At 72.9% G+C, this 16584-nt stretch carries 17 protein-coding genes; all 17 read left to right on the top strand.

All coding sequences use genetic code 11. The features are described from left to right. Nucleotides 1-249: 249 nt before the first annotated feature. The gene (locus E1300_RS51680; RefSeq protein WP_207399918.1) at nt 250-1635 is read left to right on the top strand and encodes a DUF6801 domain-containing protein; all 1386 of its coding nucleotides are present in this window, start codon (nt 250-252) and stop codon (nt 1633-1635) included. A 121-nt stretch (nt 1636-1756) separates the two neighbouring features. Continuing rightward, nucleotides 1757-2902: a DUF6801 domain-containing protein gene (locus E1300_RS23845; RefSeq protein ID WP_131759283.1), complete on the top strand. Its 1146-nt coding sequence runs from the start codon at nt 1757-1759 to the stop codon at nt 2900-2902. A gap of 11 nt (nt 2903-2913) precedes the next feature. Further along, a complete protein-coding gene (locus E1300_RS23850; protein WP_242619362.1) occupies nt 2914-4221 on the top strand; it encodes a lipase family protein in 1308 nt (435 codons plus the stop codon). Between the two features lie 61 nt (nt 4222-4282). Further along, nucleotides 4283-4858: a hypothetical protein gene (locus tag E1300_RS23855; protein WP_131759284.1), complete on the top strand. Its 576-nt coding sequence runs from the start codon at nt 4283-4285 to the stop codon at nt 4856-4858. 67 nt (nt 4859-4925) lie between these two features. Beyond that, nucleotides 4926-5711: an MlaE family ABC transporter permease gene (locus E1300_RS23860; protein WP_131759285.1), complete on the top strand. Its 786-nt coding sequence runs from the start codon at nt 4926-4928 to the stop codon at nt 5709-5711. Nucleotides 5712-5714: 3 nt separating this feature from the next. Next, nucleotides 5715-6551: an MlaE family ABC transporter permease gene (locus tag E1300_RS23865; protein WP_131759286.1), complete on the top strand. Its 837-nt coding sequence runs from the start codon at nt 5715-5717 to the stop codon at nt 6549-6551. Continuing rightward, entirely contained in the window at nt 6548-7837 is a 1290-nt protein-coding gene (locus tag E1300_RS23870; protein WP_131759287.1) for an MCE family protein, read from the top strand. Before E1300_RS23865 ends, E1300_RS23870 begins: the two co-directional genes overlap by 4 nt. Beyond that, nucleotides 7834-8874 carry an MCE family protein gene (locus tag E1300_RS23875; RefSeq protein WP_131759288.1) on the top strand — a complete coding sequence of 347 codons (1041 nt, stop codon included), beginning with the start codon at nt 7834-7836 and terminating at the stop codon, nt 8872-8874. The genes E1300_RS23870 and E1300_RS23875 overlap by 4 nt, the downstream gene beginning before the upstream one ends. Continuing rightward, a complete protein-coding gene (locus E1300_RS23880) occupies nt 8871-9914 on the top strand; it encodes an MCE family protein (protein ID WP_131759289.1) in 1044 nt (347 codons plus the stop codon). The genes E1300_RS23875 and E1300_RS23880 overlap by 4 nt, the downstream gene beginning before the upstream one ends. Continuing rightward, the gene (locus E1300_RS23885) at nt 9914-10927 is read left to right on the top strand and encodes an MCE family protein (RefSeq protein WP_131759290.1); all 1014 of its coding nucleotides are present in this window, start codon (nt 9914-9916) and stop codon (nt 10925-10927) included. The genes E1300_RS23880 and E1300_RS23885 overlap by 1 nt, the downstream gene beginning before the upstream one ends. Then, complete coding sequence (locus tag E1300_RS23890; RefSeq protein WP_242619363.1) at nt 10924-12075, top strand: MlaD family protein; 1152 nt, start codon at nt 10924-10926, stop codon at nt 12073-12075. Before E1300_RS23885 ends, E1300_RS23890 begins: the two co-directional genes overlap by 4 nt. 3 nt (nt 12076-12078) lie before the next feature. Continuing rightward, nucleotides 12079-13365, top strand: a complete 1287-nt coding sequence (locus E1300_RS23895) for an MCE family protein (protein ID WP_131759291.1) — start codon at nt 12079-12081, stop codon at nt 13363-13365. Beyond that, complete coding sequence (locus E1300_RS23900) at nt 13365-13955, top strand: Rv1363c family protein (RefSeq protein ID WP_207399919.1); 591 nt, start codon at nt 13365-13367, stop codon at nt 13953-13955. The genes E1300_RS23895 and E1300_RS23900 overlap by 1 nt, the downstream gene beginning before the upstream one ends. Continuing rightward, nucleotides 13952-14479: a hypothetical protein gene (locus E1300_RS23905; RefSeq protein WP_131759292.1), complete on the top strand. Its 528-nt coding sequence runs from the start codon at nt 13952-13954 to the stop codon at nt 14477-14479. Before E1300_RS23900 ends, E1300_RS23905 begins: the two co-directional genes overlap by 4 nt. A 37-nt stretch (nt 14480-14516) precedes the next feature. Further along, nucleotides 14517-15074: a hypothetical protein gene (locus tag E1300_RS23910; RefSeq protein ID WP_242619364.1), complete on the top strand. Its 558-nt coding sequence runs from the start codon at nt 14517-14519 to the stop codon at nt 15072-15074. Nucleotides 15075-15176: 102 nt separating this feature from the next. Further along, nucleotides 15177-15722, top strand: coding sequence for a hypothetical protein (locus tag E1300_RS23915; protein WP_242619365.1), 546 nt, complete (start codon nt 15177-15179; stop codon nt 15720-15722). A 200-nt stretch (nt 15723-15922) separates the two neighbouring features. Beyond that, nucleotides 15923-16584 (top strand): PucR-like N-terminal domain-containing protein (locus E1300_RS23920; RefSeq protein WP_503104936.1); only part of this gene is annotated, 662 nt, incomplete at its 3' end.

The following is a 16584-nucleotide window of genomic DNA, read 5'->3' on the forward strand; positions in this document are numbered from 1 at the left end:
CGGGCTTACGGGTAGTTTACGAGTCCGAAACGTACGAGATCTGGATCACTCAAGGGATGCCGGCGGACGCCGGCGACCTGGATCCACGGCCCTGCCGTTCTCCGAGTTTCTTGGTGCCGGAATCGTTTCCCGACAGTTCGCAGGCGCACACGCAAACCCCTTCCGGAGGTGAGCCGAATCTCGGGGGTCGCACGATCAGGCAGTGCCTCGCCAGATGCACTGGATCTCGTTCAGATGAAAGGCAGAAAGTTGGAAGACAAGCTCAGCAGGCGCAAGCGGTTCGGTGCCAGGGGACTGGCCGTCGCGGCCATCGGCGGCCTCGGCTTCTCCATGCTCGGCGCGATCGCCGCCGGCCCCGCCTCGGCGGACCCGATCAAGCAGACGCTGAACTTCCACTGCGTCTTCCCGCTGATCGGCAACCAGCCGCTCTCGGTCGACATCGAGTCCGACTTCCCCAGCACCATCAAGGTCGGCGAGCTCTCGCCGCCGTTCCACATCAAGTCGACGGCGCACATCACCGGGACCATCACCAACGGCCTGCGCGCGGTGAAGGCCGTCAGCCTGGAGGGCACGGCGTCGGCCGACTCGATCGTGTCCGTCCCGGAGGACCCGAACCTGCCCGTCTCGACGGACGTCGTCATCAACAAGGTCGACATCCCGCAGCAGGCCGGGGCGACCTGGGACCTCGTCGCCGAGGGCGACGCCCCGCAGCTCGTGTTCAGCCAGACCGGCCAGGGCAAGATCACGGTCGTCGGGCTGACCCAGCACATCGACCCGAAGAAGGCCGACGGCACGTCGGTGTGGGCCGGCGGCAAGGACGTCACCTGCACCAAGGACCCGGGCCAGGACACCCCGTTCGCCTCGTTCACCATCACGGACGGCACCCCGACCCCGACGCCCACCCCCACGCCCACCCCGACCCCCACGCCTACTCCCACCCCCACCCCCACTCCGACGCCTACTCCCACCCCGACGCCGACGCCGACGCCTACTCCGACGCCGACGCCGACCCCCACTCCGACGCCCACCCCCACCCCCACCCCGACCCCCACTCCCACGCCTACTCCGACCCCGACCCCCACCCCGACTCCTACGCCCACCCCGACCCCCACTCCCGGCGGTGAGCACTACGACTTCACCCTGTCCGGCGAGACGTTCGTGAAGGCCCCCAACGGGAAGGCGCCGCTGACCGGTGCCGTGGGCGCGGACCTCAACCTCGACACGGGCGACGTCACCGCCGACCTGACCCTGAACAAGACCAAGGGCAACTTCCAGATCCTCGGCTTCCTGCCGGTGTCCGCGGACATCGCCCTGGTCACCCAGGGCAAGACGACCGGCCTGTACAAGGACGGCCAGCTGACCACCAACTCCAAGGTGATCACCAAGCTGACGTCGTTCAACGTCTTCGGCGCCATCCCGATCGGCGGCGGCGAGAACTGCCAGACCAAGTCGCCGTCCGACATCACGCTGAAGTCGGCCGCGGGCGAGTTCTTCGACCCGGGCGTCGGCGGCAAGATCAGCGGCCAGTACGAGCTGTCGTCGATCGACAACTGCGGTCCGCTCACCGGCATCCTCAGCATCTTCACCGCCGGCAAGGGCAACACCATCGACCTGACCCTCACGCCCAAGGCGTAGACGGCGGCGATGAACTGACGCCCGAGCAGGGCGGCCCCCGCCGCACCGCGGTGCGGCGGGGGCCCGCCCCATGCCGGGCGCCGACACAGGCCAGAACGGGCAGGGCGGGAGCGGGAAGCACGTGAGAACCAACAGGAGAACGGCGGGGACGGGCGGCGCGCTCGCCGTCGCCGCCGCGCTGGTGGCGTCGAGCCTCGCCGGCGTCGCGGACGCCGGTCCGGCCGCGGCGGCGCCGGTACGGCTCGGGCTCGACTACCACTGCACGTTCCCGCTGCTCGGGCCGCGGCCCGTGCACGTCGAGCTGAGCTCGGACGTGCCCGCGTCCGTCCAGGTCGGGCAGGTCATGCAGGGGTTCGTCGTGGACTCGGTGTCCACGGTGGACGCCGAGTCGACCCGCGGCCTCGTCGCGCTGTACTCCACGACGCTGGAGGGCCACGCGCTCGCCGAGGCGACGCTGACGGTGCCCGAGGAACCGGACGGGCTGCCCGTCGAGGTGGACTCCGCCCTCGACAAGACCACCCTCCCCGCGTCGGGCTCGTTCACGGTGAAGGGGAAGGGCACGTCCCCGGACCTGACCTTCAGCCGCGCCGGCCGCGGGAAGGTCACCGTGGGGAACCTGGTGCTGACCCTCACGCCGCGCACGGACGACGGCGGGGAGACGGGCCTCGGCACCTTCGAGTCCGAGTGCACGCAGGACCCGGGCCAGAACAACGTCCTCGCCGAGTTCGACATCACCGACCCGGCGACGCAGGGCCCGACCGGGTACACGTACACGCTCAAGGGGACGTCCACGGTCAAGGCGTCGAACGGGACCGTTCCGCTGACCGGCGGGATGTCGGTCGAGGTCCAGCGCGGCACCGGCGCCGTCACGGGAGACCTGACGCTCGACCCGGCCAAGGGGAGCTTCCACCTCCTCGGGTTCCTGCCCGCCAGCGCCGACCTGGCCTTCGCCGCCCAAGGGCGGACGACGGGGACCTACACCGGCGGCAAGCTGACCGCGAAGTCGGCGGTGGCCGTCCGGATGCCGGCGGTCAGCGTGTTCGGCATCCCCCTCGGCGGCGGCGACCAGTGCCGGACGTCGAAGCCGTCCGACATCACGCTGACGTCGGCGGGAGCCTTCGACCCCGCCGCGGGCGGGCGCGTGGCCGGCGCGTACGAGCTCGCGCCGCTCGCCGACTGCGGCGTGCTGACCGGTCTCCTCAGTTCCGCCGTCGCGGGGCCGGGCAACGCCCTCGACCTCACGCTCACCCCGAAGCCGAAGGGCTAGGAGGCCAGGAGATGTCGTTCCGCACACCCCGCGCGCGCCACAGCCGGGCCCTGCGCAGCCGGGCCCTGCGCAGCCGGGCCTCCCGCGGCCGGACGTTCCTCGCGTCCGCCGCCGCCCTGGCGCTCACCCTGTCCATGGCCGTCGGCGCGAGCACGCCGTCCGGCGCCACCGCCCAGGCGGCGACCTCGCGGGCCAAGGCCGAGGCGACCGACCCGGGTCCCGCCGGGGACGCCTTCTACACGCCGCCGTCGCCGCTGCCCGCGGGCGCGCCGGGCGACGTCATCCGGGCGCGTCCGGCGAAGGCGGGGCCGCCGTCCGCGCGGGCCCTCGCCGACGCGTGGCAGGTCATGTACCTGTCGACGAACGCGCTGGGCAAGCCCGTCGCGGTCACCGGGATCGTCCTCGTCCCGAAGAAGGGCGACCGGTCGAAGGCGCCGATCGTCGGGTTCGGCCCCGGGACGAGCGGCCCCGCGTTCCGCTGCGCGCCGTCGAAGTTCATCGACCAGGGCGCCTTCTACGAGCAGTCCGCGCTGAACGAGATGCTCGCGAAGGGCTACGCGGTCGCGACGACGGACTACGAGGGCTACCACGAGAACCCCACGACGACGTACATCGTGAACTCGATCGGCTACTCGCTCATCGACGCGGTCCGCGCGGCGCAGCGGCTTCCGGAGGCGGGCCTGTCGAAGGACGCGCAGGTCGCGTTCCGCGGCTACTCGCAGGGCGGTGCCGCCGCGATGTGGGCGGGCCAGGAGCAGCCGGAGTACGCGCCGGAGCTGAAGCTCGCCGGGGTCGTCGGCGGCGGCGTGCCGTCCGACCTCGCGGCGGTCGGCGCGCCGCTGGAGGGCGCGAAGCCGTTCGGGTTCCTCCTCTACTCGATGCTCGGCATGGACAACGCCTACCCCGAGCTGAAGCTGGGCGACTTCCTCAACGACGCCGGACGGACCATGGTCGCCGGGCTGCGGGACCGGGCGTGCACGCTGGAGCTGCTGCTCGACTACGCGGGCAAGACCGTCCCGGACTACATGACGTCGAGCCCCTACGCGACCGACGCGTGGCTGGCCCGCGTCGCGGAGAACACGCTCGGCGCCGAGTCGATCAAGGTGCCGGTGTTCCAGTACCACTCGACCGCGGACGAGATCGTCGCGTTCGGCCAGGACAAGGAGCTGCGGGACGCCTACTGCAAGGCCGGCGTCCCGGTCACCTGGAAGACCTGGGACCGCATCAGCCACATCACGCTCGTCTACCGCGGCAACGGGGACGCCATGGCGTTCCTCGCGGACAGGTTCGGCGGGAAGCCCGCCGCCTCCAACTGCTGACCACGCGAAGAGGGACGCCGGTATCACCCCGTGCCGGTGTGGGTGAGAAGGAGAAGGCTCCGTGAACGAGAGAAGCATGAACGGCGCGAGAAGGTTCGGCGCGGGCCGGAGGGTCGTCGCCGGGATGGCGCTGGCCTCGGCGGTCGCCGTCGCGGCCGGCGGGTGCGGTTCGGGCGGCGGCGAGGAGAAGGACGGGCCGGAGGTCGCCTGGGCCGGGAAGGTCTGCGGCGCCATGAACACGGGCGGGAACCTGTCCGTCCCGAAGATCGACAACGCCGACGTGCTGAAGTCGCGGGCGTCGATCGTGAAGCTGCTCGACGACATCTCGCAGCGGATGCGCAAGCTGGAGACGGGTCTCCAGGGCGTCGGCGCGCCGCCGGTCGCGAACGGCAAGGCCCTCTACACGACCGCGATGGGCAACCTGACGCGGACGCACTCCACGGTCACGACCGCGTCGAAGAGCCTGCACCGCGCGAAGGTGACGGACCAGAAGTCGTTCCAGCGGGCGGTCGGCCGGGTCGGCCAAGCGTTCGGGCAGTTCAACACCTACCAGGGCCCGCAGCAGGACTTCCGCAAGGACCCGGCGCTGAACGCCGCGTTCGAGAAGGCCCCCGCCTGCCAGGCGACGAAGGCGTAGCCCGAGCGCGCGTTCCGCACCCCGCGGGCGACATCTGAGACGAGACACGAGAAGGGAGGCCGGTCCCATGGCGGCACCGATCGCCGGGTATCCGCTGAGCGCGCTGCGCGAGGCCGGAAGGATGTTCGCGCTCGGCGCGACCGTGCTCGGCATGGCGTTCCGGCGCCCGTTCCAGTTCCGCGAGTTCGTCGAGCAGTTCTGGTTCATCGCGAGCGTCACGATCCTGCCGACGGCGCTCGTGTCCGTCCCGTTCGGCGCGGTGACCTCGCTCCAGGTCGGGTCCCTCACCCAGCAGTTCGGCGCGCAGTCGTTCACCGGCGCGGCGAGCGTGCTCGTCGTCATCCAGCAGGCCAGCCCGATGATCGTGGCGCTGCTGGTGTCCGGGGTGGCGGGCTCGACGATCTGCGCGGACATCGGCGCCCGGACGATCCGCGAGGAGCTGGACGCGATGGAGGTGCTCGGCGTCTCGCCGGTCCAGCGCCTCGTCGTCCCGCGCGTCCTCGCGTGCGTCGCCGTCGCGTTCCTGCTGAACGGGCTCGTGTCGGTGGTCGGCGTCGCGGGCGGCTACTTCTTCAACGTCCTGATGCAGGGCGGGACGCCGGGCGCGTACGTCGCGAGCTTCTCCGCGCTCGCGCAGCTCCCCGACCTCTACGTCGGGGAGGCCAAGGCGCTGCTGTTCGGGTTCGTCGCCGGCGTGGTCGCGGCGTACCGGGGGCTGAACCCGAAGGGCGGGCCGAAGGGCGTCGGGGACGTGGTGAACCAGTCCGTCGTCATCACGTTCCTGCTGCTGTTCCTGCTCAACCTCGTGATCACCGGGATCTACCTCCAGGTCGTCCCGCCGAAGGGAGGCTGAGCGATGAGCCTGCTGACCGGGGTCCGCGCGGGCCCGTCCCGCTGGTTCGCGTGGCTGGACCGGCCCGGCGACCAGGGCACCTTCTATGTGCGGGCGCTGCTGTGGACGCCGCGCGCGGTGCGCCGCTACCGCAGGGAGGTGCAGCGGCTGCTCGCGGAGGTCGCGTTCGGCAGCGGCGGCCTCGGCGTGATCGGCGGGACGATCGGCGTGATGGTCGCGATGACGCTCGCGACGGGCGTCGTCGTCGGCATGCAGGGCTACTCGGCCCTCCAGCAGATCGGGACGTCGGCGTTCACCGGGTTCGCGTCCGCCTACATCAACACGCGCGAGATCGCGCCGGTGGTGTCGGGGCTCGCGCTGTCGGCGACGGTCGGGGCCGGGTTCACCGCGCAGCTCGGCGCGATGCGGATCAGCGACGAGGTGGACGCCCTGGAGGTCATGGGCATCCCGAGCCTGCCGTACCTGGTGACGACGCGGATCATCGCGGGCGCGGTGGCGATCGTCCCGCTGTACGCGATCGGGCTGCTGTGCGCGTACCTGGCGTCCCGGGAGGTCACGGTCGTGTTCAACGGGCAGTCGGCGGGCACCTACGACCACTACTTCGGGCTGTTCCTGTCCCCGACGGACGTGGTCCTGTCGTTCTTCAAGGTGCTGGTGTTCAGCGTCCTCGTGATCCTCTCCCACTGCTACTACGGCTACCGCGCGGCCGGCGGCCCCGCCGGGGTGGGGCAGGCCGTCGGCCGCGCGGTGCGGACGTCGATCGTCCTGATCAGCGTGAGCGACTTCTTCTTCAGCCTGGCGCTGTGGGGGACGAACACGACGGTGAAGGTGGCCGGATGAGCGGCCGCGGGAGACGCCGGGCGGGCTCGGCGGGGGTGCTGCGCAGGCGGCTCGCCGGGGTCGCGTTCCTGCTGGTGCCCGCGCTGCTGGTGTGGCTGTCGGTCGCCGTTTACGACAAGCGGTTCACGCGGGTGAGCTGGGTGACGCTGCGGACGGCGAGCGCGGGCAGCGAGATGCACCCGCACGCGGACGTGAAGCTGCGCGGCGTGGTGGTCGGCGAGGTCCGCGAGGTGTCGTCGGACGGCGCGGTGGCGACGCTGCGGCTCGCGATCCGGCCCGGCGCGGTGAAGCGGATCCCGGCGAACGTGTCGGCGCAGCTCCTGCCGACGACGCTGTTCGGGCAGCGGTTCGTGGCGCTGGTCCCGCCGGCGGCGCCGAGCACGGCGCGCCTCACGTCCGGCAGCACGATCAGCCAGGACCGCTCCGCGAACGCGATCGAGCTCCAGCGGGTGATGGACAACCTGTACCCGCTGCTCACCGCCGTCCGCCCGGCGGAGCTCGCGGCGACGCTAACGGCGGTGTCGCAGGCGCTGGACGGGCGCGGCACCGAGCTCGGGCGGACGCTCGTCGAGCTGGACGCCTACCTCAAGAAGCTCAACCCGAGCGTGCCCGCGCTGAACCGCGGCATCCGCGAACTGGTGGAGGTGAGCCGGGCCTACGACGAGGCCGCGCCGGACGTCCTCCAGGCGCTGAACGACTTCGCGTACACGAGCCGGTCGATCGCCGCCCAGCGGACGGAGCTGAGCCGCCTGTACGCCTCGCTGACGGACGCGTCGGAGAACCTGTCCGACTTCCTGCACGAGAACTCGGGGAACTTCATCCGGCTGTCGGCGAGGTCCCGTCCGACGCTGGAGCTGCTGCGGAAGTACTCGCCCGAGCTTCCGTGCACGCTCGCCATGCTGACGGACTTCGTCCCGGTGATGGACAAGGTTCTCGGCAAGGGCACCAAGGAGCCGGGCCTGCACGTGAACGTCACCACGATGCAGTCCAAGGGGCGCTACCTGCCCGGCAAGGACCGGCCCGTCTACAACGACCGGAGCGGCCCGCACTGCTATCCCGCCGGGACCGCCGTGACGGGGGCCGCCGTGAAGTCGGCGCCGCCCGATGCGGCGACGCCGGTCGCGGTGGCGCCCGGGTCGCTCGGCCTCCCCAACTCCCCGGAGGAGAACCGGCTGGTGAACGAGCTGCTGGCGCCCGGCCTCCAGGAGGTGCCCGAGGCCCTGCCCGACTGGAGCAGCGTGCTCGTCGGCCCGCTCTACCGGGGGACGGAGGTGACCGTCAGGTGAAGCGCAGCGGATTGGCCGCGCCGCTCCTCAAGTCGGCGGCGTTCGTCGCGGTGACGGTCGTCGCGAGCGCGATGCTGGCGCTCAGCATCACCCAGGTCGGCGGCGGCGACACGATCTCCTACAAGGCCCGCTTCACCGACGCATCCGGGCTCCGGGAGGGCGACGGCGTGCGGATCGCGGGCGTCGAGGTCGGGCGCGTCGCCGGGATCCGCGTCGTCGAGCACCGCGTCGCGCTGGTGTCGTTCAGCGTCGGCCGCGGCCACCGGCTCCCGGCCTCCGCCACCGCGACGATCAAGTACCTGAACCTGATCGGCCAGCGGTACGTCGAGGTCGACCGGGGTACCGGCGCGCCCGGGACCCTCGCCCCCGGCGCGACGATCCCCGTCGAGCGGACCACGCCCGCGCTGAACCTCACCCAGCTCTTCAACGGCTTCCAGCCGCTGTTCCAGGCGCTGTCGCCGAAGGACGTCAACCAGCTCGCGGGGTCGATCGTCCAGGTGCTCCAGGGCGAGGGGACGACGGTCGAGGGGCTGCTGTCCACGGTCGGGTCGCTGACCAGCACGATCGCCGGGAAGGACCGGGTCATCGGGCAGGTCGTCGACAACCTCAACGACGTCCTCACCACGATCAACGGGCGCGGTGACAACCTCGGCGCGCTCATCGGGACGCTGCGCCGCCTGGTGTCCGGGCTCGCCGCCGACCGCGTCCCGATCGGCGAGGCCATCAGCGCGCTGGACGACCTCGCGAACACCACCACCGGGCTCCTCCGGGACGGCCGCGCGCCGCTCAAGCAGGACATCGCGCAGCTCGGGCGGCTGTCCGCGAACCTCGACGCCGACTCCCCGACCGTCGACTCGTTCCTGCGGCTGCTGCCCGTGAAGATGGCGGCGATCGGACGGATCGGCTCGTACGGGTCATGGCTGAACCTCTACATGTGCGAGGCCGTCGTGACGGGGGCCAAGTACAAGCAGTACCCGGGCGAGGACCACCCGGTCCCGTCGGGCGTGCCGATGACGGCCGAGAGGTGCTCGTCATGAGGCTGAAGCCGAGGTTCAAGCCCGTCCGCGAACGGAACCCGGTGCTCGTCGCGCTGGTGTCGTTCGCGCTGATCATCGCGCTGGGGCTGCTGGCGTTCAACGCCAGGAACCTCCCGGTCATCGGCGGCGGCACCCGCTACACGGCCGACTTCAGCGAGGCCGCCGGGCTGCGGCCGGGCAACGAGGTGCGCGTCGCCGGCGTCAAGGTCGGCGAGGTCACCGGGGTCCGGCTGTCCGGCGCGAAGGTCGTCGTCGCGTTCCGGGTCCGGAAGACGTGGGTGGGGGACGCGAGCACGGCCGCGATCGCCATCAAGACGCTCCTCGGCGACAAGTACCTGGCCCTCGACCCGCTGGGGGCCAAGCGCCAGGACCCCGGGACGCGGATCCCCCTCGCCCGGACGACGTCCCCCTACGACGTCACCACGGCGTTCGAGGACCTCGCCGGCACCGTCGGCCAGATCGACTCGGCGCAGCTCGCGCGGAGCCTCGACGCGATCTCCACGACGTTCGCGCGGACGGCGCCGAGCGTCCGGCGCGCGCTGACCGGCGTGTCCGCGCTGTCGAAGACGATCTCGTCGCGGGACGCGGAGCTGGCGCGGCTGCTCGCCAACACCCGGCAGGTGACCGGAACCGTCGCGGGCCAGCGGAGCGACATCGAGGCGCTCCTCCGCGACGGCAACCAGCTCCTGGACGAGATCCGCCGCCGCAGGGAGGCGATCCACGGGCTCCTCGTCGGCACCCAGGCGCTCTCCCAGCAGATCACCGGCCTGGTCGACGACAACCAGCGGCAGCTCGGGCCGACGCTCCGCGCACTGGAGAACGTCACCGACCTGCTCCAGAAGAACCAGGAGAACCTCGACCGGGCCCTCAGGACGGCCGGGCCGTACACGCGTCTCCTCGGCAACGCCCTGGGCAACGGACGCTGGATGGACGGCTACCTCTGCGGCCTCGTCCCGAAGGAGTACCAGTCACAGGGCAAGACGGCCTCGGACAAGGGCTCGGACAAGGGCTGCAAGCCGCCCAAGAGAGGCGGCGACTGATGCTGCGCAAGCTCACCCGACCCGCCGCGCTGATCGCCGCGGGACTCGCCCTCGCGCTCGTGGCCGCCGTCGCGATCGTCGCGGCGCGTGCGCCCGAGGGCACCCGGATCACCGTCTACTTCACCGACGCCGTCGGCATCTACAAGGGCTCGGACGTGCGGGTCCTCGGCGTGAAGGTCGGCACGGTCGACGCCGTCCGCGCCGAGGGCACCCAGGTCAGGACGACGATGACGGTCGAGCACGGCGTGGACGTCCCGGCGGACGCGAGGGTCGTGGCGGTCGCCCCGAGCCTCGTCGCCGACCGGTACGTCCAGCTCACGCCCGCGTACACGGGCGGACCGAAGATGGCCGCGGGCAGCGTCGTTCCGGCGTCCCGGACGGCCACGCCGATGGAACTGGACAAGATCTACGACAGCATCAAGAAGCTCGCCACCGACCTCGGCCCGAACGGCCTCAACAAGGACGGCGCGCTGTCGCGGGCGCTCGGCACCGGCGCGGCGAACCTCCAGGGCAACGGGCAGGACATCCGGACGACCACCGAGCGGCTCGCGCAGGCCGCGAAGACGCTGTCCGGCTCGCAGAAGGACCTGTTCGCCACGATCGGCAACCTCCAGTCCTTCACCGCGATGCTGAAGACCAACGACGGGCAGGTCCGGCAGGCGGAGCGGCAGCTCGCGGACGTGACCGGGTTCCTCGCCGACGACCGGCACGAGCTCGACGCCGCGCTCAAGGCCCTCGCCGAGGCGCTCGCCCGCGTGAAGGTGTTCATCCACGACAACCGCGCGCTGGTGCGCTCGAACGTCCGGAAGCTGTCGAAGATCACGCAGGTGCTGGTGGACCAGCGCCGCTCCCTGGCCGAGGCGCTCGACGTCCAGCCGCTCAACGCCACCAACGTCCTCAACGCCTACGACCCGCAGCGCCGCGCGCTCATGGGACGCGGCGACCTCAACGAGCTGAGCCTGCCGCTGCCCGCGACGGGGCAGGTCCAAGGCGGGCAGGGGGAGGCCCCGTGACCCGCGCCCACGCCCGCACCCACGGCCTTCGCGCCGCGCGCCTCCGCAGGCCGGCGGCGCTCGCGGTGGCCGCCGCGCTCGCCTCAACCGCCCTCGCCGGCTGCGGCCTCGGCGGCTTCTCCGGCGTCCAGGACCTCCCGCTGCCCGGCGGCGCCGACCTCGGCGACCACCCGTACACGGTCCGGGCCCAGTTCGCGAACGTGCTGAACCTCGTCCCGCAGTCGGCGGTGAAGGTCAACGACGTCGCGGTCGGCCGCGTCACGAAGGTGTCGCTGCCGGACGGCGGCTGGACCGCCGAGGTCACCATGAAGGTCAACGGCAAGGTGCGGCTGCCCGCGAACGCCTACGCCGAGCTGCGCCAGTCGAGCCTGCTGGGCGAGAAGTTCGTCCAGCTCAGCGCCGCCCCCTCGAACGTCCCGGGGAGTACCGCCGCGCCGGGCGGCACTCCACCGGGCGGGTCCGCGCCGTCCGCGAGCACCGGCACGCTCGCGGACGGCGCCGTGATCCCGGTGTCGCGCACCAACCGGAACCCCGAGGTGGAGGAGGTGTTCGGCGCGCTGTCGATGCTGCTCAACGGCGGCGGCATCGCCCAGCTCCGCACCATCACCACCGAGCTGAACCGGGCCCTCGGCGGCAACGAGCCGGAGGTCCGGTCGCTGCTGGAGCGGGCGCGCACCCTCGTCGGCGGCCTGGACGCCAACCGGCGCGGCATCACCGACGCCATCGACGGCCTCGACCGCCTGTCGGCGACGCTGCGCGGGCGCAAGAACCAGATCGCCGTCGCGCTCGACGACATCGAGCCCGGCCTGCGGGTGCTCGCCGAGCAGCGCGGCGCGCTCGTCCGGATGCTGCGCTCGCTGGACGAGCTGTCCGGCGTCGCCGTGTCCACCGTCAACCGGAGCAGGGACGACCTGATCGCCGACCTGCGCGCGCTGGAGCCGACGCTGCGGAAGCTCTCCGACGCCGGGCACGACCTGCCGAACGCGCTGCAAGCACTGTTCACCTACCCGTTCACCGACGCCGTGCTGCCCGCCGTCAAGGGCGACTACCTGAACGTCTACCTGCACGTCACCGCCGCGCCGGGGACGGAGATCATCCCGCCGCTGGCACCGCTGGCGTCGCCGTCCACGCCGGGGCAGGGGGGCTGAGCGATGCTGACCGTCGGCACCAGGATCAAGAACCTCGTGTTCCTCATCATCGGCGCGCTCGCGATGGGCTACGTCGGGCTGAACTACGCCGACCTCGGCGACCGGATCGGCTTCCGCGACTACTACGTCGTCCAGGTGAGCCTCGCCGAGGCCGGCGGCCTGGCGACGAACGCCGACGTCACCTACCGCGGCACGTCCGTGGGCCGCGTCGGCGCCCTGCACCTGACCGACACCGGCGTCCTCGCGGACCTGCGGATCAAGAAGGCCGCGCCGAGGGTCCCGCGGAACACCCTCGCCGTCGTCGCGAACCGGTCGGCGATCGGCGAGCAGTACCTCGACCTGCGGCCTATCACGAACGGCGGCCCCTACCTCGCGGCGGGCTCGGTCATCCCGCGCACCGCCACCACGACCCCGGCCCCGGTGACGGATCTGCTCACCAGCCTCAACGGCCTCGCGGAATCCGTCCCGACGGACTCGCTGCGGACGGTCGTCACCGAACTCGGGCAGGCGTTCGCCGGGCAGGGCCCCAACCTCCAGACGCTCCTGGACGAGGGCGGTGCCTTCACCCGCGCCGCCGACGAGAACGCCGAGCCGACGACGGCGCTCATCAGCGACGGCGAGACCGTCCTGCGCACGCAGAACGAGGAGGCCGGCGCGCTGCGCTCCTTCGGCCGCAACGCGCGGCTCCTCTCCGGCCAGCTCCGCGCCTCCGACCCCGCGTTCCGCAGGCTGGTCTCGACGGCGCCCGGCGCGGCCGAGGAGCTCCAAGCGCTGGTGCGCGACCTCGACCCGTCCCTCAGCGTGCTCGTCGCGAACCTGACGACGACGTCCGACCTGCTGGCGCCCCGCTCGGCCGGGCTGGAGCAGCTCCTCGCGAAGCTGCCGGCCGCGGTCGCCGCGGGCATGTCCGTCGTGCGGGACGACCGCCTCACCTACGGGATGGTCACGACGTTCTTCAACCCGCTGCCCTGCACCGCGGGCTACGGCGGGACGCGCTACCGCGACGGCCTGGACACCTCGCCCGGGCCTGCGCTCAACACGTCCGCCCACTGCGCGAGTCCCGCGTCCAGCGGGATCAACGTCCGCGGCTCGGCGAACGCGCCGCGCGGCCCGGTCCCGACCCCGGCGCGCCCGGGGTCGGTCCTGGGCAGCGGCACGGACGGCGGCACGGGTTCCGCGCGGAGCGTGGCCGGTGACGCCGCGCTGCCCGGTGCGCTCGCGCTCCCCGCGCTCCCGGCGGAGGGGCCCAGCGGCATGGCCGCGCTGCTCGGCGTCCAGGGAGGACACTGATGGCCAGGACGTCCACGCCGCTCAAGGGAGCGCCGCCGGAGCGACCGGCTCCGGAGGGTCCGAAGCGGCGCAGGCCCCTGTTCGCGCGGTGGGGGCTGATCGGATGGGCCGCGGTGCTCGCCGCCGCCTGCTTCCTCGCCTGGTCGTCCTGGACAGTGTGGCGGGACGGCGGCGGCGACGGCGGGCCGAGCGGACCGGAGCGCGACCGCGACCTCGTGCTGCGCGCCGCCCGGCAGCAGATCGCCGTCCTCAACACCATGGACTGCGACCACGTGGACGACGGGCTGCGGGCGTGGCTGGACGTGTCCACCGGGCCGCTGCACGACCAGTTGCGGCGCGACGAGCCGCAGAACCGGACGAAGATCGCGCAGTCCCGCACCGGCGCGACCGCGACCGTCACCGGCGCCGCCGTCACCTCGCTGGACGCCCGCGCGGGCCAGGCGAAGGTCATCGCGTCCGTGCACGTCACGCTGACCCTGCGCGGCGGCGCCCCCACCCTGCAACGCAAGCGGTTCGAGGCGGGCCTCGCGCGCACCCCGGCGGGCTGGAGGCTCCAGTCGCTCACCGCGATCCCGGCGGGTGCCCGATGAGGCGGCTCCTGGGGCTCTACCGCCCGTTCGCGGTCGCCCTCGGTCTCGTCCTGATCGCGCTGGTCCTGCGTCCCGCCGCCGGCCGGCTGTGCGGAAGCGACGGATGCGGCGGCGCCGGAGGAGACGACACCGACCGGGCCGTCCTGGACGGCGTGGCCACCACCGACGTGATCGGCGACGTGTCGACCGCGCTCGGCCGCGTGTTCACCTACACGCCCGCCGACGTCGGCGCCACCGAGCGCGCCGCGTCCGAGGTCCTCGCCGGGCCCGCCGCGCGGCAGTACCGGCAGCTCTTCGACCAGGTGAAGCGGCAGGCCCCGGCGCAGCGCGTCACGCTGACGACCCGCGTCGTCCGGGCCGGTGTCGTGTCCCTGACCGGCGACACCGCCCGGCTGCTGGTCTTCCTCGACCAGACCGCCACGCGCGCGGGCGCACCGAACGGCACGCCCGCCGCCGCGCAGCTCGCCGTCACGGCGCGGCGCCGCGACGGCCACTGGACCATCACCGACCTGAGGTCCGGCTGAACCCGAGACCCGGTCGGTACGGAGAGGAGGAGGGGCCATGACCGCATCGAGCGACGGCATGCCCGGCCCGGCATCCACCGGCGTCCCCGGCGGGGACACGCTGGTGCGCACCGCCGCCGCGCTCGCCGTCCTGGCCGCGCTGTTCGCCGCCTGGGCCGGACGGTCCTGGTACGCGGCGGCGCACGACGCCTCGCACGCCTACTCCCGGACGCGCGAGGACGTCCTGCAGAGCGGCGAGCAGGCGATCCAGAACCTCAACACCCTCGACTACCGCGCCCTCGGGCCGGGCCTGAAGTCCTGGCAGGACTCCACGACCAGCGACCTGTACCAGCAGATCACGCAGGGGCGCGCCGGGTTCGAGGAGCAGGTCCGCAAGGCGCGGACGATCACGAGCGCGCGGATCCTGGAGGGGGCGGTCGCCGAACTGGACGAGCGGTCCGGCCGGGCCCGGGTGCTCGTGGCCGTGCGGATCACCGTCACCCCGCCGGACGGGAAGCCGGTCACCAAGCAGAACCGCCTCGTCGGCGAGCTGACCAGGACGGGCGCGGGCTGGAAGCTCAGCGCCCTCGGCCAGGCCCCGACGGGCTCCCTGTAGCGGCGGTCGCACGGGCCGCGCGAGCGGCATGAGGAGAAGGGACGGCCCGGGATGGCCGCGCAGAGCACACGGACAACCAAGGCAACGCGGAGCACGGCAGCGGTGAACGGCGTGGGGGCCGGGCAGTGGTCCGCTCGGTGGGGCCGGTCGCCGGGCGTCCTCGGAGTCGTGGCCGTGCTGCTCGCCGTGTTCGGCGTGTGGGCCGTGCAGAAGGCGCACGCCGTCCAGGACGACCCGGCCGTCCGGAACACGGCCCTCACCGACGGCGCCGCGACGAGCGAGGTCAAAGGCGCCGTCGCCGACATCATCGGGAAGGTCTTCTCCTACGACTACACCGACGGCGCGCGGACCGACGCCGCGGCGCGCGCCTCCCTCACCGGCCCGGCGGTGCGCCAGTACGAGACGGTCTTCGGCCCGGTCCGCGGCGAGGCGCCGCGGCAGCGGACCGTCCTCAGCACCCGGGTGACCGACAGCGCCGTCACGCTGCTGCGCGGCGACCGGGCCCGGCTGCTCGTCTTCGCCGACCAGCGCACCACCCGCACCACCGACGGCAGGAGCACCTCCGCCGCCGCGATGCTGGCCGTCGACGCGGTCCGCCGGGACGGCCGCTGGACGATTTCCGGGATCGACCCGTTCACCGGCCGCTGATCGGGCGGCTCCGGAACGCGCCGCACCGCCGTTTCCACGGCAATGCATTAACCGCTGACTCGCCTTACTGGGCTTTTGTCAACCGACTCCATGACGCGCCGCAGAACGAGTTATTCCAGCGACAATCGGATTCGCCCGGGATCGGCAATCCTGGGGAACGCCCCGCACGGAGGCGGGCGGTGGAGGGGGATCGGCGAGTGGTGCGAACAGGGTTGGACGAGCGCGCGTTCGACGCGGTTCCGGAGTGGGTGGCGCGGCGGCTGCGCCCCCAGCTGGACAGGGCCGCGGACGAGGTGCTGACCGAACTGCGGCGCGGCGGGCCGCCGATCGGCGCGGAGGAGGCGGGCCGCGCCCGGGCCGGCGTGATCGCCGGCATCCGGCACTTCTGCGACCTCGTCGAGGACCCGACCGCCGGCTGGGAGCGGGTGTCGGCGTTCTACCTGCGCGTCGGACGGCACCTCGCGCGGGACGGCCGCGACCCCGTCGAGACGCAGCAGGCGCTCCGCCGCTCGGCGCTCGCGGCGTGCCGGACCCTCGGCGCGGAGTCCGGCGGGCTCGGCCTCGACCGCGGCGTGCTCCGCCTCGTCGTGGACGCCCAGTTCGCCTACATGGACGCGGTGTCGGCCGTCATCGCCGCCGGATACGCCGCCGAGGTCGCGAACCGCGCGGACGGGCGCGCCGACCTCGCCGCACGGCGCTGCCGGACCCGGCTCCTGCACCTGCTCCTCGCCGACCCGCCCGCGGACGCCGACCGGCTCGCTGCGCTGGCCCTGTCCGCGGCCGGGTCGGTCCTACTGACCCAGGTGGACGGCACCGGCGGCCTCCCGCTCGTCCTGGCGGGCATCACCGTCCTGGCGCTGGG

The organism is Actinomadura fibrosa, from assembly GCF_900659615.1.
GTDB classification, from domain to species: Bacteria; Actinomycetota; Actinomycetes; order Streptosporangiales; family Streptosporangiaceae; genus Spirillospora; species Spirillospora fibrosa.